Genomic DNA, 25,307 nt, shown 5'->3' with positions numbered 1-25,307 from the left:
TGTCGTAAGAGAAAATCCACAAAGGCACATCGTAGAGATACGGTGTGTTTTTCAATTTTTACAGGAGGAAACGCAATGATAAAGTCAAAATTCAAAAGAGTCACGTCGCTTTTCTTGGCGACCCTTATGTGTGTGACCACTTTTGCAGGCATTGGCTCGACAACAGCATATGCTGCTTCGGGAGAAAAAGCCGATGTTTATATGGTCGATTTCCCTCGTGATGGCGATGCTAATTACGATGGGGTATGGGGACACAGTAATTTGACCTTGAAAAATGGTTGGCATACCGGACGTTCCTATTTTACCAATCTTAAGGCTATTGGCTCATACTCAGGCAATGTTGCTTATTGTATTGAGCCGGGAATTTCGCTCAAGGTCGGTCAGACAATGAATAAGTATGACGAAAATTATTTTAATAACCTTGCATCCAATGGGGTTATTTCCGGAGATGAAATCCGTCTTTTCGTTGGTCGTATTTTACAGTATGGCTACCGTGGGACAATCTCGACATCTTGGAGGTCACAGAATGAAGCAGCAGCAAACAGCATTGCACAGGCTTATGCCACACAGCTTCTTATCTGGGAAACTGTTATCGGAGAGCGTGATGTGAACTTCAATCATGTAGCAGCCAGTGGTTGCAGCAATGTGAAAGATGTCATCAATGCAAAGCATCCGCTTCGCAATAAGATTTTCAGTTATTACAACAGTATGGTGCAGAGTGTACAGAACCATGCGACCATACCGAGTTTTTGTAATAAATCATCCGGTTCGGCAAAGACAATAGAACTTGAGTGGAACGGAAGCAAGTACACAACTACTCTGACAGATTCCAATAATGTGCTGTCCAAATATAATTTCAAGGCAAGTATCAGTGGAGTGAGCTTTTCAGTGAATGGTAACAAACTTACTGTTTCTATGGATACTGCACCGAGTAAGGAATTTACCATTACCGCAACGAAGAAAAATGCAGTCCGCAGAGGTGTGGTTGTATGGTCAGAGGGCAAACACGGTCAGAACTCCAGTGTGCAGGATGTTGTCAGCTATGCTCAGGAAGTAAGCGACAGTATCAACGGTTATGTGAAGATGAAAGTCAGCTATGGTTCTTGTCAGATTGTAAAGACCAGTGAGGACGGCAAGGTTGACGGTATCAACTTCACGATTACCGGAAACGGTATCAATCAGACAGTTACAACAGCTAATGGCGGTAAGTTCCAGATTGATAACCTTATGCCGGGTATCTATACTGTAACCGAGCAGTCATACGATAAGTACGAGCCGCAGGAAACACATAGAGTTACTGTTGTAGCAGGACAGATTGCAAAGGTCACTTTCAATAACAAATTGAAGCGTGGCGACCTTCAGGTAGTGAAGTCCTCAGAAGATAACCTTGTTGAAGGTGTGAAGTTCCATCTTTTCGGTACTTCTCTTTCCGGTGATGCTGTTGACCAGTATGCAGTTACAGACAAAAACGGTGTGGCAACTTTCAAAGATGTGCTTATCAGTGGTTCTGAACCATATACCCTTGAAGAAGTAGACACAGCTATCCGTTATGTCGTACCGAAAAATCAGACTGCACCAGTGAAGTGGAAAGAAGTAACCACAAGAAACTTCAATAACATTTTGAAGAAGTTTACTGTAACAGTCACAAAGAGCGACGCTGAGAAAGGCGAAGCACAGGGCAATGCCAAACTTTCGGGAGCAGTTTATGGTATCTATAAGGGCGAAACGCTTGTAGATAAGTATGTTACTGATGAAAACGGTCAGTTCACTACTAAAGAATATGTTTGTGATACCGACTGGACAATCCGAGAAATCACACCGTCAGAGGGATATTTGCTTGATAAGACTATCCATGAAGTAGGTGCAGACCCGAAACTTTATGAGGTGGAACACAACCTTACTTCCAATGATGTAACCGAGCAGGTAATCAAAGGCAATGTGGCTATCATCAAACATACCGATGACGGAGAAACAAAGATTGAAACACCTGAAAAGGGTGCTTCCTTTGAGATTTATCTGAAATCTGCCGGAAGCTATGATGCAGCAAATAAAGATGAGAGAGATACCATTGTTTGCGATGAAAATGGCTTCGGTCAGACAAAAGATATGCCGTATGGTATTTATACCGTACACCAGACTTCCGGTTGGGAAGGCAGAGAGATGATGGACGATTTTGATGTGTTCATTTCACAGAACGCACAGACCTACCGTTATCTTATCAATAACCGTAACTTTGAGAGCTTTGTCAATGTAGTCAAGGTGGACGCAGAAAGCGGAAAGAGTATTCCGTATGCAGGAGCAGGATTTAAGATTTACGACCCGCAGGGCAATCAGGTCAAAATGACATTTACTTATCCGACACCGACCACGATTGATGTGTTCTATACCGACGCAAATGGTTCTCTTGTCACACCTGAGAAACTGGATTACGGCAAGGGATATTCTATCGTAGAGGTACAAGCTCCATACGGATATGTACTTGATGATACTCCAGTATATTTTGATATTACCGAAGAAAATTCCACAGAGGAAGGCGGCGTAACTGTTGTGAAAGTCAATAAGCCGAATATGGCACAGAAAGGTACTATCACGGTTGAAAAGACCGGAGAAGTATTTAGTGGTGTCAATGTAAGTGGTTCTGAGGACAGTGATGTTATTTATCAGCCTGCTTATGAAGTGGCAGGACTTGAGGGTGCAGTTTATGAAGTCCGTGCTGCGGAAGATATTAGCACACCGGACGGTACACTCCGCTATTCAAAGGGCGAAGTGGTAGATACTATCACAACAAGCTCCGATGGATTTGTTAAGAGCAAAGAACTTTATCTCGGAAAATACGAGGTCAAGGAAATTACCGCACCTGATGGAATGGTAGTGAGTGGCGAAACACATACGGTTGAGCTTACTTATGCAGGTCAGAATATCTCTGTTACCGAAACTTCCACATCATTCTATAACGAAAGACAGAAAGTTCAGGTAAGCCTTGCAAAAGCCATTGAAAAGGATAAGACATTTGGTATTGGCGACAACGGAGAAATCAAAAACATCAGCTTTGGTCTTTATGCCGCAGAAGATATTGTATCTGCAAGCGGTACCGTTATTCCGGCTGATGGACTGATTGAGATTGTCAGCGTAAATGAAAATGGAACTGCTGTTATGAAGTCAGACCTTCCGTTTGGCAAATACTATGTCAAAGAGATTGCAACCGATGAGCATTATATTCTCTCTGATACGAAGTATCCGGTTGTATTTGAATACGCAGGTCAGGATACCGCAACGGTTGAAATTAAAGTGAATGACGGAAAAGAAATCAAGAATGAACTTATCTATGGTTCTGTATCAGGTAAGAAGATTGACGAGAATGGAGAAGCACTTGAGGGTGCTGTTATCGGTATCTTCAAAGCCGAAGAAACAGAATTTACAAAGGATACTGCACTTATGACGACTACCTCTGCAAAAGACGGTAGTTTTTCTTTTGCAAAAGTTCCTTATGGCAAATGGATTGTAAGAGAAATCGAGCAGCCAAAGGGATTTGTTCTTGATGAAAAAGCGTATGAGGTCAATATCAGCAAAGCCGAGCAGGTAGTTGAAATTGAGATTGTCAATGAGTATGTTCACGGCAATATCAGACTCACGAAGATGGACGCTGAATATCCAGATAACAAACTTACGGGTGCAACCTTTGAGGTATATAAGGACACCAATGAGAACGGAAAGATTGATGATGGCGATGAACTTATCGGAAATCTTGAAGAAACCGAAACCGGAATTTATGAGATGAAAGAGCTGCTTTACGGAAAATATATTGTCCGTGAAACAAAAGCACCAGAGGGCTTTCTGCTTGATAAGGGAGAATACTCTGTTTTCATTGAGAAAGACGAAACAACTTATTCCGTTGAGAATAAGGCTGGTGTTGGATTTATCAATGAAGCTATGCGTGGAACACTGAAAATCGTCAAGACATCTTCAGACGGTACTCAAAAGATGGGAGCAGGAACGAATGTGCAAGACAAACTTATCGCACTTCACGATGTGGATTGTCCGTGGCGACCTTCAGATTTGGAGCAGCGTTCCGGTAGAATTGTCCGTCAGGGCAATGAAAATCCGCAGGTAGATATTTACCGCTATGTAACAGAGCAGACCTTTGATGCATACCTCTATCAGCTTGTGGAAGGTAAGCAGAAGTTCGCAAGTCAGATTATGACGAGCAAATCTCCGGTCAGGTCGGCAGAGGATATTGATGAAACCGCACTGTCCTATGCGGAGATAAAAATGCTTGCAACAGGCAATCCGTATATCAAAGAAAAGATGGACTTAGACATTCAGGTACAGAAGCTAAAGATGTTAAAATCCAATTTTTTATCGGAGAAATATGGACTGGAGGATAAGGTCATCAAGTTCTACCCACAACAGATTGCTTACTTAAAATCCCGTGTAGAGGGACTTACCAAAGATGTTGAAACAGCAAAATCACACCCGAAACCGATAGACGAGCAGCCGCTTGGAATGATGGTATCGGGTGTTTCTTATTCCGAAAAAGCCGAAGCTGGTCAGGCAATCATCAATGCCTGCAAGTCAATGAACAGTCCCGATGCGATACCACTTGGCGAGTACCGTGGCTTTCAAATGGAACTGTATTTTGATACGGTGCAGCGTAATTATGTTGTGAAATTAAAAGGCGAAACAAGCAGAGATGTACCGCTTGGCGATGATGCTCATGGTAATATCGTGAGAATAGATAACGGCATAGAACGCTTTGAGGAAGCACTTGCTGATACGAAAAACAGCCTTGAAAATACGGAGAAACAGTTTGAAACAGCGAAGCAGGAAATCGAAAAGCCGTTTGCAAAGGAGGAAGAATTGAGGGCAAAAACTGCCCGACTTGACGAGCTGAATATCCTGCTCAATATGGATAAAAAGGAAAATGAGATTGTCGGCGGAGAGCCTGATGAGGGCGAAGCAGTCGGCGGCAGAAAGGAGAAATCGTATGAGAGATAAACAGGAAGGCGGTAGTCGATATGCCATTTATCGCACCTGAGTTAATCATTCAGGCGAAGCAGATGGACTTATTAACCTATCTGAGAAATTATGAACCGTATGAGCTGGTTAAGTTTTCAGGTAACACCTATTGCACCAGAACCCACGACAGTTTGAAGATTTCAAATGGGAAATGGATATGGTGGTCGAGAGGTATCGGTGGCAGGAGTGCTTTGGATTATCTGATTAAGGTCAAAGGGTACAGCTTCCTTGAAGCGGTGGAAACCATTATCGGACACACAGCGATTCAGGCTCCGGTCTATGAAAAGCCACAGCCAAAAGAGGAAAACAAACCGCTTCTTCTCCCTGAAAAATGTGCTTCCAACAGAGTTATTACAGAGTATCTTTTCGGGAGAGGAATAGATTTTGAAATCATCAATTACTGTATCTCTAATGACCTTATCTTTGAGAGTCTGCCGTATCACAATGTTGTGTTTGTAGGCTATGACGAGAAGAAAGAGCCGAAATATGCAGCCTACCGTTCCACGAATAAGCGTAGGATTATGGGCGATTGCAGTGGCAGTAAAAAAGATTATTCTTTTCGGCTTGGTAAGGAAAACTTGGAGGAAGTACACCTCTTTGAGTGTGCCATAGACCTGTTATCCTATGCCACGCTTGCGAAGTTGAACGGGCAGGGTTGGAAAGAAATGAGCTTTGTTTCGCTGTCCGGGGTGTATTCTCCGGCAAAGAAAATTGAGGACAGCAAAGTACCGATTGCACTGGAAAAGTATCTTGGCAGTAATCCATCTGTCAGGAAAATCCGTATCCATTTTGACAATGATATAGCGGGCAGAAAGGCAGCACAGACCTTAAAAACCATTCTGCCGGATAAGTATGAAATCGTTGATGAACCACCAAAAGCAGGTAAGGACTTCAACGATTTTCTTTGTATGCGGATGGGAATTTACAATAAAAAAACACACGAAAGGAATGAAGAACGATGAATGATACAAAGATTAAAGTTCTCTTGGTAGAACCGGAAAAGTACCCGAAGGAAATTGTAATCGACGACACTCTGGAAGCAATGCAGGAGGTTGTCGGAGGGGATATTGAGGAATATATGCCCTTTGATGATGACGTTGCAATCATCTGTAATGAGGAAGGAAAGATGAGAGGACTTCCGCTTAATCGTGCTGTTTATGTGCAGGACAACGATAAGAAAGAGATGGTTGATATTATCTGCGGCAAGTTCTTTATCTGTTATGCACCGCCTGAGAGTGAGAGCTTTCAGAGCTTGCCGGACGATATGATGAAGAAGTATAAGGAACAGTTCAAGTATCCTGAACGCTTTTCTAAGGATGTGGGCGGCAATATCGTGGCTGAACCTTTTAAGCCGAAATCAAAGGATTATGAGAGATAGTAGCCTGAGAACGGGGCAACCCGGAGGAGATGTTTATTCTTAGCGAGCAGACCATTTGGATAAACACAGTTTCCCAAACGGTAAAAGGCTCGTTAGGGGTTGCCCCTAATACCCCGTGAGAAAGGAGAACTTGATTTGAGAGAGTTATTACTTATTGCCGCCGGAACACTGCTCGGCAGTTGTCTTGGCGTTACGATGATGTGCTTATTCCAGATTAACAAAGATTGCAGAGTAAAGAGAAAGGAAGATACCGATTATGAGAAAGAGAAACATTCAGAAGATTGTACGCTTTAACCGCAAGGAAGCACAGGACTTGGCAGCAAAGGCAAAGAAGGCTTGTCTTTCCGAAGCAGGACTTATCCGTTTACTTATCAGAGGTTACGAGCCGAAAGAGAAACCCGATGACCGCTTCTATGATGTGATGAGAGAACTGTCCTCTATCGGTAATAACATCAATCAGCTTGCGGCTAAAGCGAATACACTTGGTTTCATTGACGCACCTATGCTGAAGAATGAAGCTGCAAAGTGGAATAAGTTCCAGTCAGAGATTGAGAGGACATATCTTCGTCCAAATCAGAGCGAAATGAAATGGCAGTAACAAAGTTGTGGTCGGTAACAGAAAGGCTCGGTCAGGTCATTGACTATGCAACCAATCCCGAAAAGACTTCTGCAAATATCAAAAGGGAGTTTTCACCTGAACAGTATCAGGCTCTTGCTGATGTTATTGCTTATGCAAAGGATGAAGAAAAAACAGAGCGAGAATTTTATGTTGAGGGTATCAACTGTAATGTGGCGATTGCCCGTGACCAGTTCATAACGGTTAAGGAACAGTACCAAAAGACAGACGGTATCCAAGCCTATCACGGATATTTGAGTTTCAAGGAAACAGATATATCTCCTGAGATGGCACAGAAAATCGGAATGGAATTTGCAAATGAAGTGTGGGGGAAAAGATTTCAGGTTGTTGTGACAACCCATCTGAACACAAAGCACCTGCACTGTCATTTTGTCATCAACTCTATTTCTTTTGTCGATGGCAAACATTTGTGGGGAGAGGAAAAAGCGTGGTTCAAATTCCGAAAAGTTGCAGACAGGATTTGTGAGAAGTACGGACTTTACTATGACCCGAATCCGAACCGCAGTAAGCAGTCGGATTATCTGACGATGAAAGAAAAGGCAGGTATGCCGACACGCTACTCGGTTGCAAAAGAAGCCATTGATTATGCTATCGACCACAGCAAGACCCTGAAAGAATTTCAGTTTGCTCTCAAGGAAATGGGATATGCCTATAACCTAAGTCCAAGCCGAAAATACTGGACAGTCATTCCAAAGGGATACGATAAGCCGATACGACTGAAAAATCTCGGAGCAGATTATACCAATGACCGGATTGTAGAGCGTATCAAAGAAAATCGTGACAGATGGGCAGAGATTGAGCCGTTCCAGAGGGCGACTTATAAACCAAGACAGTACCGTATGCAGACCAGAGGGCAGAAGCTGAAAAAGAAAGGCGGACTTTATGGGCTGTATCTGTATTACTGTTACAGACTCGGTTATCTGCCCAAGTATAAGAAACAGAATAACGCAAGACTTCATTATCTTTTGAAAGATGATTTGATGAAGCTCGATAAGATTACTGATGAAGTAAGGCTGCTCGGACGAGAAAATATTTCCACGGACGAACAGCTTTTTTCATATAAGACTTCCTTAGAGGAGCAGATGAAAAATCTGATTGCCGGAAGAACACATCTCCGAAAAAAGATAAGAACAAATATTGATGATGGTCAGCTTCAAGCGGCAAAAGATGAAATCGCTTCTATCAATGGAGAATTGAAGAAACTCCGACGGGAAGTAAAACTCTGCGAGGACATTGCGGAGAGGTCAAAGGTTATGGAAGAAAACCTTGAGCATATCGAAACAGAGGAACAAAAACAGCAGAGAAAGGAGAAATCACGCTATGAACAACGGTGGTGACGCAGCAGAGCAGGTCGTTAGGCTTTCGCTTGAAGGATTTGAAGTTGCTGCAAGATTAAGCGGTTCGGCGGCGAAGAATATCGCATTGCTTTTGGTATCGGTTCTGAAGCAGGAACAAAAGACGAAGGGCAAAGCAAGGCTTACCAATATGATTAAGTCAGGCAAGGAGCTGAAAGTCTTTTCCATTCCGCAAAAGGATTTGAAGAAGTTTATCGAACAGGCAAAACGCTATGGCGTTCTTTATTGTGTCCTCAGAGATAAGAACACAAAGGGAGAGAACGCTCCGGTAGATATTATTGCAAGAGCAGAGGACGCTTCTAAAATTCAGCGTATCGTTGAAAGATTTGAACTTGGCAAGGTGGATAAGGCTTCGATTGTCAGTGAAGCAGAGAAGGCTATCGCAGACCGTGAAGCGGTTGAGAAAGAAAAGCCGACCAAATCCAAGAGTGAAATCATTATGGAAGAAGCAGTCAGAAATCCAATGCAGAAAGAGGAGCGAGCAAACGCAAACCCCTCAGTCGCCAAAACAGACAAAAGCCCTCTGTCAAGGCAAAACTCAGAGCCGGTAGAAACGCAATCTGATAAGGGTGTTGCAAAGCCAGTGGAAAAGCCATCGGTCAAAGAGAAACTTGACCGTTACAAGGCACAGGCAAAACAGCAAAAAGAAGCAGAGCGTAAAGAGCCGGAGGTTAAGAAAGACGGTAAGAAGCCACAGCAGAAAAACGGTCAGACGGTACACCGTCAGCCGAAGAAGAAACCCAAAACAAAAGAGAGGTAATTCACTATGACAAATGATTTCAAACCCGCAAAGGCTGGCGGTAATCAGCCGAGATTATCCAAAGAGGAGTATGCAGAAAAGAAGCGAGCAGAAAAAGAAAAAGTCTATCAGATGATTGATGACGCTGCCCGTGAGATTGTGAATGACCCTGAGAAGTTCAAGAGCTTTCTTGATACGCAGAGTCGAATGGACAGATATTCCGCAGCAAATGCTCTCCTTATTTACAGTCAGTATCCGCAGGCGACACAGCTTAAAGATTTTGATGATTGGGGTAAGGACAATGTGAAGATTACCAAAGGGGCAAAGAGTATTTCTATCCTTGAACCAGTGGAATACACAAGAGCAGATGGTTCTCCGGGTATTTCCTACAATGTCAAAAAGGTATTTGATGTTACGCAGACAAATGGAAGAAAAGCTCCGGCAGTGTCAGCAAACCGTGACCCGAAAGCACTTATCACGACAATGCTTGATGTATCTCCGGTAGAGGTTGCGGCAACCGATGAACTTCCGTATCCGAATATGGCAGCTTTCTATAATAATGAAAAGCAGACTTTGTATGTGAAGCGGAATGTGGGCGACAGCGTAGCAGTTGCTCAGTGTGTCGCTCAGGAACTTGGACACGCACAGCTTTCCATCAACAGCGAAAGTTACAGCCGCAGGGATATGGGCTTTCAGGCAGTGTGTATCGGATATATGATTTGCAAGAAGTATGGCGTAGATATACAGAATTTTGCAATTAACCGTATTCCGGAGGGACTGGCTTCCAAAGAGCCGAAAGAAATCCGTGCGGAGCTTTCCAAGACACGAAATGCAATGGCAGAAATTCACAGTCATATCTCTGATGAAATGTTCCGCAAAAAGCAGGAGCGTTCAAAGGAATATGAGAGATAACGGAGGACAGATATGGAAAAAGAAAAACTCTACCACATTGCTTTGGGAGGGAGGGGACGCAAGTCCTGCAAAGGATAAGCTGAACCTTACCTCATGATGAATTTCTTTACCTTGGTGGAAATGAGCAGTCAACCCATAAATATGTGTCGGAGCTGTTGGGCAAGGAAACCATTGATACCAACACGTTCGGAAAGAGTACCGGAAGAAGCGGTAATTATTCCACCAACTATCAGATTAGCGGCAGAGAGTTACTTACCCCTGATGAGGTGCGTATGCTCGATAATCAGTACGCTATTTTATTTATCCGTGGGGAAAGACCCATTATGGATTTCAAATATGACATTATGAAACACCCGAATGTGGCACTTACCACAGACGGAAAGGCAAGTCCTTATAAACACGGAGAAGTCACAAAAGATATTGCTTCGATTGCTATTTGGGACATTGACCCTGCAACACTTCCTGAAAAGGAAATGGAAGAAACGAACTGGGAACTTCTTTCCGATGAGGAGATGGAAGCTCTGTTCATAAAAAATCAAACAAATTAAATTTTGGAGGTATTCAACTATGATTATTTTTAAGAAAAAAGCAACTGACATTCAGGAAACAAAGAAACTGCCTATGACCGGAAAGGTTAAGAAAGGCTTCCGTGCTTACTGCACAATGGTCATTGTCGGTGCGTTGGCACTTGGAATGACAACGACTGCATTTGCAGCGAATGACCCGCTTACCGTAGTCAATAATCTGTCTGACTTTATCTTCGGACTTATCCGTGCCATCGGTATGATTTTGCTCGGCTTTGGTATCGTGCAGGTCGGTCTTTCACTCAAATCTCACGACCCTTCTCAGAGAGCCAATGGCTTCCTGACTCTTGCGGGTGGTGTCATTATTACTTTCGCCAAAGAAATCCTTACTCTTATCACAGGTTAAGATAAGAGTTACACAGTTATCGAGGGGTGTGCCAAGTTAAGGTACACCCCTTAATTGTAAGGAGGTGCTTTGAATGAGTGATAACTGGGTAGTTCAAAATCTTGAAAATGCCCTTGAAACTTGGAATGAAAAACTGTCGGAAATATGGACGCTGATCACAACTACACCGCAGAACTTTAAGGGCGGGAATATCTGGAAGGTTATCGTTGACATCAACGGTGCAGTTCAGGCTATCGGGTTTGCATTGCTTGTGTTGTTTTTCGTGATAGGTATGGTAAAGACCTGCGGAAGTTTTACAGATGTGAAGAAACCGGAACACGCACTGAAACTCTTTGTTCGTTTTGCACTGGCGAAAGGTGTTATCACATACGGAATGGAGCTTATGCTTGCACTATTTAATATCGTGCAAGGTACGATTTCAACCATTATGAATGCTGCCGGATTTGGAACTCCACAACAGACGACTTTGCCCGCAGAAATGGTAACGACCATAGAGGATTGCGGATTTTTCGAGAGTATTCCATTGTGGGCGGTAACGCTTATCGGAGGATTATTTATCACGGTGCTGTCGTTCATTCTGATAATGACGGTGTACGGAAGATTTTTCAAGTTGTATATGTACACAGCACTTGCACCGATACCGCTTTCCACATTTGCAGGAGAACCGACACAGAATGTCGGCAAGAGTTTTATCAAGAGCTATTGTGCAGTTCTGCTTGAGGGAGCAGTCATTGTACTTGCTTGTATTATTTTCTCCGTATTTGCTTCATCGCCACCAGTAGTGAATCCTGATGCAGCAGCAGTTACGCAGGTGTGGGCATATATCGGGGAATTGGTATTTAATATGCTTGTTCTTGTCGGTGCAGTAAAAATGTCTGACCGTATTATCCGAGAGATGATGGGACTTTAAGGAGAGATTTTGAGATGAACCAAAGAGATTGTAAGAAATGCGTTTACTATGGCGGTAAACGAAAAGGCAAAGTCTTTTGCCTGAATGATAAATGCGTGAGGGAGAAAGACCGAAACCGCAGGAAAGGAAACAGATATGGAAGTAAAAATTAACCGAGAAATCAGAAATTATACAGAGTCAATGTTTTTTGGGCTGTCGCTCAGACAGTTCATTTTTTCTGTTCTCGCTTGTGGCGTTGCGGTAGGACTGTATTTCTTGCTCAGACCGTATGTTGGCACGGAAACCGTATCGTGGGTGTGCATTTTGGGTGCTGCTCCGTTTGCGGCACTTGGCTTTGTGAAGTACAACGGTATGACCGCAGAGAAAGCAATCTATGCGTGGATAAAATCGGAGTTTTTAATGCCGAAGAAGCTGGTATTTCACTCCACCAATGTTTATTACGAACTGATGAAGCCAAGCATTGAACAGAAGCAGAAGGAGGTATTGAAGTCAAATGATTAAGACTCTTACAAATTTGTTTAAGCAGGATAAAGAAAAATTTGTTGTACCGAAAGGGGTGCAGGACGTGATTCCCGTGGCAGCTATCTTTGATGATGGCATTTTCAAAGTGGGAAAGGATAAATATTCAAAGACCTACCGCTTTACGGATATTAACTATGCAGTGGCGAGCCGTGAGGATAAGGAAGCGATGTTCCTTGAATATTCCGAACTTCTGAACTCTCTTGACAGTGGTGCAACGACAAAAATCACAATCAATAATCGTCGGCTCAACAGACTGGATTTTGAGCAGACAATTCTTATTCCGACAACCGGAGATAATCTGGACGAATATCGAGAGGAATACAATAAAATGCTTCTTGATAAGGCAACGGGTGCAAACTCCATTGTTCAGGATAAGTATATTACCATTTCCATCAACAAAAAGAGTGTGGAGGACGCAAGAACTTATTTTGCCCGTGTCGGTGCAGATTTGATTGCTCACTTCGGCAGGCTTGGAAGTAAGTGTGTGGAACTGGAAACAGACGAAAGACTTCGTATTTTCCACGACTTCTATCGTGTGGGAGAAGAAAGCTCTTTCCACTTTGATATTAAGGAAACAAGAAAAAAGGGACACGATTTTAAGGATTATATCTGCCCCGACACAATGGAATTTGAAAAGGACTATTTCAAGATGGGAAACCGTTATGGAAGAGTCCTTTTTCTTCGTGAATATGCGTCCTATATCAAAGACAGTATGGTAGCGGAACTTACGGATATGAACAGAAATCTGATGATGTCCATTGATATTGTTCCCGTTCCAACTGATGAAGCAGTAAAGGAAGCAGAGAACCGTCTGCTTGGTGTGGAAACCAATATCACAAACTGGCAGCGTAGGCAGAATGCCAATAACAACTTCTCTGCAACTGTTCCGTATGATATGGAGCAGCAGAAGAAAGAAATGAAAGAGTTCCTCGATGACCTTACGACCCGTGACCAGAGAATGATGTTCGCTGTTATCACAATGGTTATTACGGCAGACAGTAAGGAACAGCTTGAGAATGATACGGAAGCGTTGCTTACCACAGCAAGAAAACATCTTTGCCAGTTTGCAACACTGAGATTTCAGCAGGTAGATGGACTCAATACGGTAATGCCGTTTGGAACAAGAAAGATTGATGCGTTCAGAACACTTACAACAGAGAGCCTTTCGGTATTTATCCCATTCAGGGTGCAGGATATTTTCCACGAGAACGGTATCTATTACGGTCAGAATGTTATCAGCAAAAATATGATTATCGCAGACCGTAAGCAGCTTTTGAATGGTAACTCCTTTATTCTCGGTGTATCTGGTGGCGGTAAGTCATTTGCGGCAAAGGGAGAAATCATCAATCAGGTGCTTTCTTCAGACGCAGATATTATCATCATCGACCCTGAGCGAGAGTATTCACAGCTTGTCAATGCAATGGGCGGAGAGGTAATCAATATTTCTGCTACTTCCGACAATCACATCAATGCAATGGATATGAATAAGGATTACGGCGACGGTGCAAACCCTGTCATTTTGAAATCCGAGTTTATTATGTCCCTTTGTGAACAGCTTATCGGAGGAACAAATCTCGGAGCGAAGCAGAAGTCTATCATTGACCGTTGCACGGCAAGCGTGTATCGCAGTTATCAGCAAAATGACTATCAGGGACATATACCGACCTTGCAGGATTTCAGGGCAGAACTTTTGCAGCAGGACGAACCGGAAGCAAAGGAACTGGCACTTGCCATTGAACTTTTCACACACGGTTCTCTGAATACCTTTGCAAAGCAGACGAATGTGGATACCAATAATCGCCTTATCTGCTATGACATTCTTGATTTGGGTAAACAGCTTATGCCGATTGGTATGCTTGTTGTCCTTGACTCTATCCTGAACCGTATCACACAGAACCGTGCAAAGGGTAAGAACACCTTTATCTTCATTGATGAGATTTATCTTCTGTTCCAGCACGAATACTCTGCAAACTTCCTCTTTACCTTGTGGAAGCGTGTGAGAAAATACGGTGCATACGCAAGTGGAATCACTCAGAATGTCGATGACCTTTTGCAGAGCCACACAGCGAGAACAATGCTTGCAAACTCAGAGTTCATCATTATGCTGAATCAGGCTTCCACAGACAGGCTTGAGCTTGCAAAACTTCTGAATATTTCTGACCTCCAGATGTCCTATATCACGAATGTGGAAGCAGGACACGGACTTATCAAGGTGGGAAGTTCGCTTGTACCGTTTGCAAACAAATTCCCTAAGAACACGAAACTTTATAAACTGATGACAACCAAACCAGGCGAAGCATAAGGAGGGATTTACAATGTCTAAGATTCAATTTCGCAATGCTGCACACAGAGATTTTGTATTGGAAAATCTGGATAAGTGCAAAGTCAACGACTGCTATCACAGAGCATTTTTCTATGTGATGGGTATTTCAGAAGAAACAAGAATGAACATCGGAAAGATGTTTGATTTTAAGAGGGATTGCATCATACCGGAAGGTATGCACGGCGGTTGGCAGACAAGTGGCACAGTCAAGGTTTGCCACCTTGCCTTTAATCTTTGGAATGGATTTACGGAAGAAGGCAGGGAAAATCTCTATACACCGGAGGAACTGTTCTGTTGCGGATATGCTCCGTATTTTATGGAGGGTATCAAGTTGAGGTATCCGGAGTATTGCAGAGATTTGACTCCACCTAAGAGAAACGATATGGAAAGGTAAGAGAAAATGAGCAGAAAAATCTATATTATTATTGCGATGGTATTTACGGTAGTGTTGTCTGTAAGCACCTTCTTTATTATCCGTAATCACATTGACTCTGCCAAGCAGAATGAAGTCTATGATAACCTTGCGGAGATTGTGGAGGACGAGCCGCCAAAGGAAAATGAGGGCGTGACGTTTTCGGAAGATAAGGATTATCTTGCGGAATATTTTGAACTTTATCGGCAGAATGAGGATATGGTGGGTTGGATAAAGGTTGAGGATACCAATATCAACTATCCGGTCGTGCAGTCTGTAAATGAGCCGAACTTCTACCTGAAGCACAAGTTTGATAAGACCTATTCCGCTTATGGCTGTCCATATGTGCAGGAAAATTGTGATGTGCAGAAACCTTCAGACAACATCATTATATACGGACACCATATGAATGACGGCTCGATGTTTACGGGACTGATGAAGTACAGAAACAAGAGCTTTTGGGAAGGTCATAAGACGATTACCTTTGATACACTGACGGACAGACACCAGTATGAAGTGATTGCAGTCTTTAAGACAGTCGTTTATACAGACAGCTCCGATAGCTTTAAGTATTATGAGTTTACGGACGCAGAAAATGCGGCAGAGTTTGATGCGTATGTTGCTAAGTGCAAGGAACTTTCTTTGTATGATACCGGAGTATCGGCAGAGTATGGCGACAAGCTTATTTCTCTTTCTACTTGTGAATATTCAAGAAACAATGGCAGGCTTGTTGTTGTCGCTAAGAGAGTGGATTAAACCCCACTCTCTATTATTTTTCGAGAAAGGAGGAAACCGATGGCTGATATAAAAACAAGAGATACAAGCAAAGGTACAATCAAGACCATAAATAAGGCAGCAGTTGCCACGGAGCGAATGAAGAAAGCCTATGTGATGACGAAAGATAAGGCAGAACATTCCACCAATGCTTCGGAAAATTCCGCAGAGGAATATGCTTCCGATAAAATCGAAGCGGCAACGGATAGGGCTGTTCACGAAACTGCATACCGTGCGGATAAAGTCGGCAGATGGGGTGTGCGTGAAACAAGGCAGAATTATCAGAAAGCCAAAACGGGGATTGAGAATTTTAAGACCAAGCGTGCAGAGAAGCAGCTTCAAAAACAATCGGTCAATCCTGTCGGAAAACAGAGTATCCGAACTCTGGAACATACGGAGAAAACAATTAAACAGTCTGCAAGGTCGGCAGGAAATACGACAGTCAAGACCGTATCGAAAGGTGCAACCAATACTGTTCAAAGGTCGGTCAAGACCGCAGAACAAACGGCAAAGACTTCTATTAAGACCACAAAAGAAGCTGCCATTATAGCACAGAAAACAGCAAAAACAACAGCCAAAGCGACACAGAAAGCGGCTCGGACGGCAAAGAAAGCGGCGAAAGCCACAGCAGAGACCGTCAAAGCCACAGCGAAAGCTACTGTTGCGACAGTCAAAGCGATTATTGCAGGGACAAAAGCACTTGTAGCAGCAATCGCCGCAGGCGGTTGGATAGCGGTTCTGATTATTATGATTGTCGTGCTGTTTGGTGCTGCCGTAGCAATGTTTGGAGGAGGAAGTGACAGTAATTCCTATACTCCGGTAAGTGCAGAGGTAGAAGCCTATGAACCCATCATACAGAAGTATGCCAAAGAGTACGGCATTCCTGAGTATGTGGAACTTATCAAGGCGGTTATGATGCAGGAAAGCGGTGGCAGAGGACTTGACCCTATGCAGGCAGCAGAGGGAAGTTTCAATACAAGGTATCCGCACGAACCTAATGGAATTAAAGACCCTGAATATTCTATCCAGTGTGGAGTTCAGGAATTGAAAGCGGCTCTTACTTCGGCAGAAGTGGAAAGTCCGATAGATATGGAGCATATCAAACTTGCCTTGCAAGGCTACAACTTCGGTAATGGGTATATTTCTTGGGCAAAAACAAAGTATGGCGGTTATTCTTATGCCAATGCAGTGGAGTTTTCCACTCAGCAGGCACAAAGGCTTGGTTGGGACAGTTATGGAGATACCCAATATCCGGCTCACGTTCTGAGATACTATCCGTATGGGCGAGCCTTTACTGCCGGAGGTAATCAGGCGATTGTTGAGGTTGCCTTGACACAGCTAGGCAATCAGGGCGGACAACCTTACTGGAGCTGGTACGGCTTTAATAGTCGAGTGGAATGGTGTGCCTGCTTCGTATCTTGGTGTGCTGACCAATGCGGGTATATTGAAAGCGGACTTGTTCCGAAATTTGCAGGTTGCGTGGATGGTGCAAACTGGTTTAAGTCAAATGGAAAATGGCAAGACCGCACTTATGAACCAAAGGTAGGAGATATTATCTTCTTTGATTGGGAAGGCGACGGTACAACAGACCACGTTGGTATCGTAGAGAAGTGTGAGAATGGCACAGTTTATACCGTAGAGGGCAACTCAGGCGACGCCTGCAAGCAAAGACAGTACGCAGTCGGAAGCAGCAATATCTATGGATACGGTATTCCGGCATATTAAAAATTCCAGACGGTGTCTGGAAAATTGAAAAGATGGCTGCTCAGTTGAGTAGCCATCGGGTACATTATGAGAAATCAGTTGTTTCTCTGTTATTCAGGAAAATATGGTGTGTGTGATAAGTGAAGCTGAAAAGCATATCGGCATTTTCTTTACTGCCGTCTAAAAAGGAAATATCATCGGCAAGGATAAAAAGAATTGCTAACAGCTTCTTGATATATCCAGTGTAGCAGGCATAATCTACATAAATGTTGGCGATATATCCCTCGGCAAATTCTATCAGGTCAGCGTCAATTTCAAAGCTATTGGATAGTTCGTAAACGGTCTTGATGAATTTGTCCTTGTCAGCAATTCGCTCCTTACTGGGAACACTTCTGCGGTTCTTCTGTATAAATTTCAAAAAATCATCAGCTTCCGTAAAGTCAGGAGTGATTGTGTTGCCAGTTCCAAAATCTGTTTTGTAATCCTCAAATTTCTCTTTTTCAAACCGATTACTGAATATTATCTTTTGTTCGTCCATTCCTTTTTACCCCTAAGTTTATTCTATGGAGATTGTTCAATTTGGCTCTTGGGTTGTGATTTGTCTTTCGCCATTAACAATCGTGAATTACTACTTTTATAGTATAACATAAAAAAAGTTGGGAATCATCACTAATAGTTGGTTTGACTTCCTTTGGGTGCGTGTGATTTGAAATCTACTTAACCTATACTATCAGTTATGGAAACACACTAAGGGAGGTGATGCGATGAAGCTCGATACAATCGGCAAGAATATAAGGAAGTTCCGACTTGCGAGGAAATTACGCCAAGAAGATTTGGCTGAGAAAACAGATTTGACAACAAATTATATTGGTATGGTTGAGCGTGGAGAGAAAATTCCGTCACTCGAAACTTTCATAAAGATAGTAAATGCTTTAGGTGTATCATCGGATATGGTTCTTACAGATGTTCTGGAAACGGGATATACAGTCAAGAACTCAATGCTGAATGAGAAGCTTGAAAAACTTGCCCCTGAAGATAGAAACAGAATTTATGAAGTCATAGATACACTTGTGAAGCAGTCAAAGCAAATACTTCCATAAAACACAGAAGTTCGTCCTAATCGACGAGCTTTCTTTTTTCAGTATAAAAAATTTCAGCTATCGACAAATTTTTCGGGACTTCGACAGAGAGAATATGCTATAACAACAACTGTCAGTGATAGACACATACTAATAGACATAGGAGGAAGTAGAAGTGAACGACATTTTCAGACAAATAGCAAAAGAAAATGGAACAACCGAAAAAGCAGTAAAAGAGGAAATGCAGTTTGCCATTCGGGAAGCAATGAAAAGTGCTGAACCGGAAGCAATAGCTTTTTGGAAAGCAGTTGCACCGGACGGAAAAGAGCCGCCGATAGAAAAGGTCATAGCAATGATTGCATTGAATGTTAATAATAGAATGTATAATCGAGGTGCTTCGGCATCTCTTTTTTATTATTCTTTAAAAGAGTCGTATTAGGTGTTTGTAAAAAGTGACACCTTAGTGTCTGAAAGGTTACATTTCTGTCCGGAATCTTGAAATGCCTGAAAATTTAATATATAATGTTAGATGACTAACCGTAACGAAGAAGAATTATAAGATGAAGAGGTGTTACTGATGAAGATATGCTATAACAAACTTCAAAAACTTATGATTGACAATCAAATGAAAAGACAGGATTTAATGCGTGCAGCCGAAATCACATCATACGCTGCAACGAAGATAAATAAGAATGAGCCAGTATCTCTTGAAGTACTGATGAGGATATGTCAGGTGTTTCACTGTGACATCGGAGATATATGCGAAGTTATTTTAGATGAAGATTAAAACACGGAGGTAATTATAGATGGCAAGGGCTGCTAAACCAAAGAAAGAAATATCAATGGAAGAAGCACTTTGGAAAAGTGCTGATAAACTGAGAGGTTCTGTTGAGCCTGCGGAGTATAAGCACGTTGTTCTGAGTTTATTCTTCCTTAAATTTGCCAGTGACAAGTTTGAGGAATGCCGTAATAAGATTATTGCTACACACGGCGAAAAGTATGCGGATATGAAACCGTTTTATACTCAGGAAAATGTATTCTATCTTCCTGAAGAAAGCCGTTGGAAGTACATTATTGAAAATGCAAAGCAGGACGATATTGCCCTGAAGATAGATACAGCACTTTATACGATTGAAAAGAACAACCCGGCACTGAAAGGTGCTTTGCCGGATAACTATTACTCCCGCTTACATATTGATACTGCAAAGTTAGCTTCTTTGCTTGATGAAATCAATCGTATCAATACAGATGATAAAGAGAACGACATTATAGGTCGTGTATATGAGTATTTCCTTAGTAAGTTCGCTCTTGCAGAAGGAAAAGGTAAAGGAGAGTTCTACACACCAAAGTGTATTGTAAACCTGATTGCCGAAATGCTTGAGCCTTACGATGGAATACTTTATGACCCTTGTTGCGGTTCGGGCGGTATGTTTGTGCAGTCCATCAAGTTCGTAGAAGCACACAGCGGTAATAAAAAGAAAGTGTCTATTTACGGTCAGGAATACACAAATACCACTTTCAAACTGGCAAAAATGAACTTAGCTATCCGTGGTATTTCTGCAAATCTTGGAGAAATGGCAGCCAATACATTTACCAATGACCAGCACAAAGACCTTAAAGCAGATTTCATTATGGCAAACCCGCCTTTCAATCAGAAGCAGTGGAGAGCCGAAAATGAGCTTGTAGATGACCCTCGTTGGAACGGCTATGAAGTTCCGCCGACAAGTAATGCAAACTATGGTTGGATACTGAATATTGTTTCCAAACTCTCTCAAAACGGTGTAGCAGGTTTCCTACTTGCCAATGGTGCATTATCTGATGATGGTACAGAGCTAAAAATCAGACAGCAGCTTATAGAAAATCATTTGGTAGAAGCAATCATTATTCTTCCGAGAAACCTTTTCTATACCACAGACATCAGCGTTACCCTTTGGGTACTCAATAAGAATAAAAAGGCTCGTGTTGTGGAACAGAATGGAAAGCTAAAACGCTATCGTAATCGAGAAGATGAAATACTTTTTATGGATTTACGACAGATGGGAAGTCCTTATGAGAAGAAGTACATTGAATTGACAGAGGAAGATAGAGCCAAAGTTACAAGTGTATATCATAACTGGCAGCAGGAAGGCTATGAGGAAACTTATGAGAATGTGCCGGAATTTTGCTATTCTGCTTCTTTTGATGAAGTAAAGGAAAAAGGATTTACTCTTGTACCGAGCAGATATATTGAGTTTGTCAACCGTGATGAGAACATCGACTTTGATACCAAAATGAAATCATTGCAGGGAGAACTCAAAGAACTTCTTGCTCAAGAGGAAAAATCTAAATCAGATTTGCTTGCTGTATTTAAGGAGTTGGGATATGAAATCGAATTATGATATTTTAGGAAACCATATCCGACTGATTGATACTCGGAACAGAGAAAGCATAACAGACAGAGTTTTGGGAATTAACATAGACAAGTTCTTTATGCCGTCGGTTGCAAATGTCATTGGTACGGATTTGAGTAAATATAAACTGATAACAAAAGGAAAGTTTGCGTGTAATCCAATGCACGTTGGTCGTGATGAACGACTTCCGGTTGCATTGTATGATGAAGAAGAACCTGCTATTGTTTCTCCGGCGTATTTTATGTTTGAGGTAGTAGATAACAGCATTTTGAATGAAGATTATCTGATGATGTGGTTTCGCAGACCGGAATTTGACCGTATTTGTTGGTTACATACTGACGGAAGTGTTCGTGGTGGGATTACTTGGGACGATATTTGCAGACTGGAATTGCCTATCCCGCCTATTGAAAAACAGCTTGAAATAGTGAACAGTTATAAGGCGATTACGGAGAGAATTGCTTTAAAGAAGAAGATAAATGATAATTTAGTAGCTGTTGGAACTGCTTCTATCCAAAAGAATGTCGGCAGAGGTGCATTGATAAATCTGACCGAGGCAGAAATGGATAGCTTGACATTTCCAGAGGATTTTAAGGTTAAAACCGTATCCGAGTTTTGTGCTGAAACAAAATCCGGTTCGACACCATCCCGTATCAATAATGAATACTGGGAAAACGGAACGATTTCTTGGGTCAAATCTGGCGAGGTGCATAACAATATCACTTTGCAGACAGAAGAATATATTACCCCGTTGGGATTAACCGAAAGTTCCACAAAACTACTTCCCAAAGACACCGTTTTGATGGCGATGTATGGTGTTACAGCAGGAGAAGTTGGGTATCTCGCAATCGAGGCAACTACCAATCAAGCAATCTGCGGTATGATATGTCGCTCAAAAGCAGAAGCAGCATACTTGTACTTCTCGCTTATTCAAAGTCAAGCGAAGATAAGCAGACTTTCTAATGGTGGAGCACAGGATAACCTTAGTAAAAACTTCATTGACAACATAAAGATTGCAGTTCCTCCGTCCGAGTTCATCGAAAAGTTAAATCTTGCCGCAATCGTTGAGCAAATGACTTTGAATACAAAAGAAATTACCCTACTTGAAGAACTACAAGCCACGGTTTTAGCACAGCTTTCAAGCCACTAAATTATCATTTACAATAGAACTCCCATCAGTGGCGGGAGTTAAAACAAGGGACTGCCACTGGTAGTCGTTCTCTTAAAAAATAAAAGGAGAATTGACTATGAAACAGAACCTAATCACAGATGTTATTCAAGGAATGTTACCTTACCTGAATAACGCACAGACAGAAAGATTGCAGGAGGTGTTGCAACATACACTTTTTGATTATGAGGTAACAAAGACAGAAAAAGATAAGGAGCTTTCAGAACAGAATTTAGTAGAGTCTTTCATATCGGCAAAGCGTATTGAGGGCTGTTCTGAGAAAACCTTGAAATACTATAATGCAACGATACAGTCAATGCTTGATGGCATTGGAAAGGGTATCAAATATATCGTAACTGACGATATTCGTTGTTATTTGACCGAATATCAAGCTAAGAAAAAATCAAGTAAAGTTACGATAGATAATATAAGGCGAATACTTTCCAGTTTTTTCTCTTGGCTTGAGGACGAAGATTATATTTTGAAAAGTCCGGTCAGGCGAATACATAAGGTTAAGACCGGAACAAACATTAAAGAAACCTACTCTGATGAAGCACTTGAACTGATGAGGGATAATTGCACGGAACTCAGGGATTTGGCAATGATTGATATGCTTGCTTCAACGGGTATGCGTGTCGGAGAAATGGTGTTGTTAAATCGTGAGGATATAGATTTTAATGAAAGAGAATGTGTTGTTTTCGGCAAAGGCGATAAGGAGCGAATAGTATATTTTGATGCAAGAACAAAAATACATTTGCAGAATTACTTAAATAGCCGAAAGGACGACAATCCAGCACTTTTTGTTTCATTACAATCTCCGTATAATCGAATGAATATCGGAGGTATTGAAGTGAGATTACGACAGCTTGGAAAACGCTTGGGATTAAATAAGGTACACCCTCATAAATTCAGGCGAACACTTGCAACAATGGCAATAGACAAAGGAATGCCAATAGAGCAGCTTCAGCAGCTCTTGGGGCATAGAAGAATAGATACGACATTGCAATATGCAATGGTCAAGCAGAGCAATGTGAAAATTGCTCATAGAAAATACATTGGTTAAGGTGGTAGGAATGGAAAAAGGATATAAGATATTAGGTAATTACATTCGACTTGTGGACGAGCGTAATAAGAATTTAGCCGTAACAAAGTTGCTTGGCGTAAGTATAAGTAAAAAATTTATTCCTTCAATCGCAAATATTGTAGGAACTGATTTATCGAATTATAAGATAGTCAGAACGGGACAGTTTGCATACGGACCCGTTACTTCACGAAATGGAGAGAAAATTTCTATTGCTTATTTAGATGAAGAAGATTGTATCATTTCAAGCTCTTATACAGTTTTTGAAGTTGAAAATAAAGAGGAACTTGACCCTGAATATCTTATGCTTTGGTTCAGCCGACCAGAATTTGACCGTTATGCAAGGTATAAGTCACACGGAAGCGTAAGAGAGATTTTCGATTGGAATGAGCTTTGTATGGTGGAACTTCCAGTACCGGATATTGAAAAGCAGAGAAAAATAGTGAAAGCCTACAAGACGATAACCGATAGAATAGATTTGAAACAGAAGATAAATGATAATTTAGCGGCTTAATCAACCAAACGAGTTAAAAGCAATGACTGAAGTGCTTCCAGCTTTTTGATTTCAGACTCATTGGTAAGCCTTTGGTCAAAAAATGGCTGTATTATATTGTTGAATTTCAACATTGTTTCACTATCAGGTGTCGTAATAGGGAAATTCTTTAAATTAGCTTGGTTAATCTTAGGTTGTGCGGCACCAGTAACAATCGGTGCCATATTGGTATTCGCCAAGAATAGATACAAGCTATCCTCATTAAAGCCAGCTTTTCCTTTTAGTATGTGTGCGTGATTGTTTGCCCAAAACTTTCCTGAGATATGTTGTATCAACGGGTGTCCATTTTCATCGACAACATAAATACCATCTTCACTAACAAGAAGATATTCTCCATCAAAGATATAGTCATCGACATAATCAACAATGGAAACTGCACCATAATATGGATATATTCGTTCCATATCAGCTCGCTCTAACGAGGACAGTGGCTTACGCATTGAGTCGAAGAACTCCGCAATATCTTCAACGCACCCTGTTTCCCAATTAGATGGGCAAACACCGTCAAATGGGGCATAATCAACAAACCAAGACCTAAAGATAGCTTGAACTGAGTTGAGTAAATTATCATTTACTGCAAGGAGTGTGAAAAATGGATAAAGAAAAGTTAATCAAACTTGCAGAGGATTTATATCAAAGTGCATTTGACGCTAATGCGTATTATGCAATTATGATGCAGTATAGAGAAATGAGCAAGAAGTATAATAATGAAATGAATCTTTCGCCTGCCTTTTATCAAGTAGTGTATGGGGCGTTGCAAAAGGCTTGTTTTATGGAAATTGCAAAATTGTATGATAAAACAAAAGACGTTGTTTCAGTTGGTTTGCTCTTAAAGTATTGCAGAGATAATTTGGACTTATTTCCAGAATATAGAGATATAGTAACAATTAAGGAAGATGGTAGAGAATATTCTTTCCAAGTGCCATATCAGCATCATTTGAAACCAACGGAAGAATGTTTCTATGAAAATGAAGTGAACAGCCAAAGAGAAATTCTAAAACTGTTTGATACACCTGATTTTGAAAAAATACCAGTACGGGTTAATCTGACATTTTCAGAGTTTTTAGAATTATATCAAAAGCGTTTTTGTTCTCTTAGCAAGAAACAAGAGAATATTCGTGTTCAAAGAAATAAAATATATGCTCATAATGACGAAAAACATATTTTAACAGAAGAAAAGGTGTGGGATAAAAATCCAGTTACATATCCTGATATTCAGGAGTTGATAGATTTTGCTCTTGATTGCACAAGGCTAATACTTGGGGCATTGACTGGAGTGAGCCGTGCAGTAAGTTATGGAAATATAGATGATATGGAGGGAACTCTAATGCTTGCAAAATTGGGACTGAAATATCAGGATTATGAAATGGAACAGCGACATAAGCAAATATTGAAAGAGATATATGCCGATAAAAAGGAGTGAACGC

Annotated in this window: 27 protein-coding genes; 25 read left to right on the top strand and 2 right to left on the bottom strand. The window is 41.6% G+C overall.

The annotated features are described in order from the left end of the window. The first annotated feature begins 75 nt into the window (after window positions 1–75). The 17 genes from LIQ05_RS15365 to LIQ05_RS15285 all read left to right on the top strand — a co-directional run bounded on the left by LIQ05_RS15365 (window position 76) and on the right by LIQ05_RS15285 (window position 17,633). A complete protein-coding gene (locus tag LIQ05_RS15365; protein ID WP_226822069.1) occupies window positions 76–4,995 on the top strand; it encodes a SpaA isopeptide-forming pilin-related protein in 4,920 nt (1,639 codons plus the stop codon). A 20-nt stretch (window positions 4,996–5,015) separates the two neighbouring features. Then, the gene (locus tag LIQ05_RS15360; RefSeq protein ID WP_226822067.1) at window positions 5,016–5,978 is read left to right on the top strand and encodes a DUF3991 and toprim domain-containing protein; all 963 of its coding nucleotides are present in this window, start codon (window positions 5,016–5,018) and stop codon (window positions 5,976–5,978) included. Beyond that, on the top strand, window positions 5,975–6,394 hold the full coding sequence (locus LIQ05_RS15355) for a DUF3846 domain-containing protein (RefSeq protein ID WP_118048411.1): 420 nt from the start codon (window positions 5,975–5,977) through the stop codon (window positions 6,392–6,394). Before LIQ05_RS15360 ends, LIQ05_RS15355 begins: the two co-directional genes overlap by 4 nt. Before the next feature lie 135 nt (window positions 6,395–6,529). Then, the gene (locus tag LIQ05_RS15350; protein ID WP_087203228.1) at window positions 6,530–6,688 is read left to right on the top strand and encodes a DUF3789 domain-containing protein; all 159 of its coding nucleotides are present in this window, start codon (window positions 6,530–6,532) and stop codon (window positions 6,686–6,688) included. Continuing rightward, on the top strand, window positions 6,651–6,992 hold the full coding sequence (locus tag LIQ05_RS15345; RefSeq protein WP_002594670.1) for a plasmid mobilization protein: 342 nt from the start codon (window positions 6,651–6,653) through the stop codon (window positions 6,990–6,992). The genes LIQ05_RS15350 and LIQ05_RS15345 overlap by 38 nt, the downstream gene beginning before the upstream one ends. Beyond that, on the top strand, window positions 6,983–8,368 hold the full coding sequence (locus LIQ05_RS15340; protein WP_148336038.1) for a relaxase/mobilization nuclease domain-containing protein: 1,386 nt from the start codon (window positions 6,983–6,985) through the stop codon (window positions 8,366–8,368). The genes LIQ05_RS15345 and LIQ05_RS15340 overlap by 10 nt, the downstream gene beginning before the upstream one ends. Then, entirely contained in the window at window positions 8,352–9,146 is a 795-nt protein-coding gene (locus LIQ05_RS15335) for a PcfB family protein (RefSeq protein WP_226822065.1), read from the top strand. Before LIQ05_RS15340 ends, LIQ05_RS15335 begins: the two co-directional genes overlap by 17 nt. Before the next feature lie 6 nt (window positions 9,147–9,152). Continuing rightward, on the top strand, window positions 9,153–10,037 hold the full coding sequence (locus LIQ05_RS15330; protein WP_226822063.1) for an LtrC-like protein: 885 nt from the start codon (window positions 9,153–9,155) through the stop codon (window positions 10,035–10,037). A gap of 143 nt (window positions 10,038–10,180) precedes the next feature. After that, a complete protein-coding gene (locus LIQ05_RS15325) occupies window positions 10,181–10,585 on the top strand; it encodes a type IV secretory system conjugative DNA transfer family protein (protein WP_226822061.1) in 405 nt (134 codons plus the stop codon). Window positions 10,586–10,604: 19 nt separating this feature from the next. Further along, complete coding sequence (locus LIQ05_RS15320) at window positions 10,605–10,967, top strand: hypothetical protein (RefSeq protein WP_055215118.1); 363 nt, start codon at window positions 10,605–10,607, stop codon at window positions 10,965–10,967. Between the two features lie 73 nt (window positions 10,968–11,040). Beyond that, a complete protein-coding gene (locus LIQ05_RS15315; protein WP_226822059.1) occupies window positions 11,041–11,877 on the top strand; it encodes a hypothetical protein in 837 nt (278 codons plus the stop codon). Between the two features lie 14 nt (window positions 11,878–11,891). Further along, on the top strand, window positions 11,892–12,029 hold the full coding sequence (locus LIQ05_RS15310; protein ID WP_017144064.1) for a hypothetical protein: 138 nt from the start codon (window positions 11,892–11,894) through the stop codon (window positions 12,027–12,029). Next, window positions 12,013–12,378 carry a PrgI family protein gene (locus LIQ05_RS15305; protein ID WP_023920514.1) on the top strand — a complete coding sequence of 122 codons (366 nt, stop codon included), beginning with the start codon at window positions 12,013–12,015 and terminating at the stop codon, window positions 12,376–12,378. Before LIQ05_RS15310 ends, LIQ05_RS15305 begins: the two co-directional genes overlap by 17 nt. Continuing rightward, window positions 12,371–14,701 carry a VirB4-like conjugal transfer ATPase, CD1110 family gene (locus tag LIQ05_RS15300; RefSeq protein ID WP_055062744.1) on the top strand — a complete coding sequence of 777 codons (2,331 nt, stop codon included), beginning with the start codon at window positions 12,371–12,373 and terminating at the stop codon, window positions 14,699–14,701. Before LIQ05_RS15305 ends, LIQ05_RS15300 begins: the two co-directional genes overlap by 8 nt. A gap of 13 nt (window positions 14,702–14,714) precedes the next feature. After that, entirely contained in the window at window positions 14,715–15,116 is a 402-nt protein-coding gene (locus tag LIQ05_RS15295; protein ID WP_002594682.1) for a DUF6075 family protein, read from the top strand. 6 nt (window positions 15,117–15,122) lie between these two features. Continuing rightward, entirely contained in the window at window positions 15,123–15,890 is a 768-nt protein-coding gene (gene srtB / locus LIQ05_RS15290) for a class B sortase (RefSeq protein ID WP_117825230.1), read from the top strand. A gap of 39 nt (window positions 15,891–15,929) precedes the next feature. Then, window positions 15,930–17,633 carry a lysozyme family protein gene (locus tag LIQ05_RS15285; protein ID WP_226822057.1) on the top strand — a complete coding sequence of 568 codons (1,704 nt, stop codon included), beginning with the start codon at window positions 15,930–15,932 and terminating at the stop codon, window positions 17,631–17,633. A gap of 64 nt (window positions 17,634–17,697) precedes the next feature. Here LIQ05_RS15285 and LIQ05_RS15280 read toward each other — a convergent pair whose 3' ends face one another. After that, complete coding sequence (locus tag LIQ05_RS15280) at window positions 17,698–18,150, bottom strand: hypothetical protein (RefSeq protein ID WP_226822055.1); 453 nt, start codon at window positions 18,148–18,150, stop codon at window positions 17,698–17,700. Window positions 18,151–18,376: 226 nt separating this feature from the next. On the opposite strand from LIQ05_RS15280, the gene LIQ05_RS15275 reads away from it, so the two are divergent. The 7 genes from LIQ05_RS15275 to LIQ05_RS15245 all read left to right on the top strand — a co-directional run bounded on the left by LIQ05_RS15275 (window position 18,377) and on the right by LIQ05_RS15245 (window position 23,841). Then, on the top strand, window positions 18,377–18,712 hold the full coding sequence (locus LIQ05_RS15275) for a helix-turn-helix domain-containing protein (RefSeq protein ID WP_002594686.1): 336 nt from the start codon (window positions 18,377–18,379) through the stop codon (window positions 18,710–18,712). A 154-nt stretch (window positions 18,713–18,866) separates the two neighbouring features. After that, window positions 18,867–19,130, top strand: a complete 264-nt coding sequence (locus tag LIQ05_RS15270; RefSeq protein WP_226822053.1) for a hypothetical protein — start codon at window positions 18,867–18,869, stop codon at window positions 19,128–19,130. A 138-nt stretch (window positions 19,131–19,268) separates the two neighbouring features. Then, window positions 19,269–19,478, top strand: coding sequence for a helix-turn-helix domain-containing protein (locus LIQ05_RS15265; protein WP_002587820.1), 210 nt, complete (start codon window positions 19,269–19,271; stop codon window positions 19,476–19,478). A 19-nt stretch (window positions 19,479–19,497) separates the two neighbouring features. Further along, window positions 19,498–21,069, top strand: a complete 1,572-nt coding sequence (locus tag LIQ05_RS15260) for a type I restriction-modification system subunit M (RefSeq protein ID WP_002594689.1) — start codon at window positions 19,498–19,500, stop codon at window positions 21,067–21,069. Beyond that, window positions 21,053–22,228 (top strand): restriction endonuclease subunit S, encoded by a 1,176-nt coding sequence (locus tag LIQ05_RS15255; protein ID WP_226822051.1) that lies wholly within the window; start codon window positions 21,053–21,055, stop codon window positions 22,226–22,228. Before LIQ05_RS15260 ends, LIQ05_RS15255 begins: the two co-directional genes overlap by 17 nt. Before the next feature lie 97 nt (window positions 22,229–22,325). After that, a complete protein-coding gene (xerA, locus tag LIQ05_RS15250) occupies window positions 22,326–23,309 on the top strand; it encodes a site-specific tyrosine recombinase/integron integrase (protein WP_002594691.1) in 984 nt (327 codons plus the stop codon). Between the two features lie 10 nt (window positions 23,310–23,319). Then, entirely contained in the window at window positions 23,320–23,841 is a 522-nt protein-coding gene (locus LIQ05_RS15245) for a restriction endonuclease subunit S (RefSeq protein WP_015530032.1), read from the top strand. Here the strand turns inward: LIQ05_RS15245 and LIQ05_RS15240 are convergent. Continuing rightward, a complete protein-coding gene (locus tag LIQ05_RS15240) occupies window positions 23,838–24,422 on the bottom strand; it encodes a restriction endonuclease subunit S (protein ID WP_226822084.1) in 585 nt (194 codons plus the stop codon). The two genes, LIQ05_RS15245 and LIQ05_RS15240, sit on opposite strands and share 4 nt — an antisense overlap. A gap of 50 nt (window positions 24,423–24,472) precedes the next feature. Here LIQ05_RS15240 and LIQ05_RS15235 point away from each other — a divergent pair, with 50 nt between their 5' ends. Further along, window positions 24,473–25,303 (top strand): hypothetical protein, encoded by an 831-nt coding sequence (locus tag LIQ05_RS15235; protein WP_226822049.1) that lies wholly within the window; start codon window positions 24,473–24,475, stop codon window positions 25,301–25,303. Window positions 25,304–25,307 lie beyond the last annotated feature (4 nt).

Origin of the sequence: Blautia glucerasea (assembly GCF_020537505.1) — a bacterium.
Taxonomy (GTDB): domain Bacteria; phylum Bacillota; class Clostridia; order Lachnospirales; family Lachnospiraceae; genus Blautia_A.
This window is presented reverse-complemented; position numbering and strand designations above follow the sequence as displayed.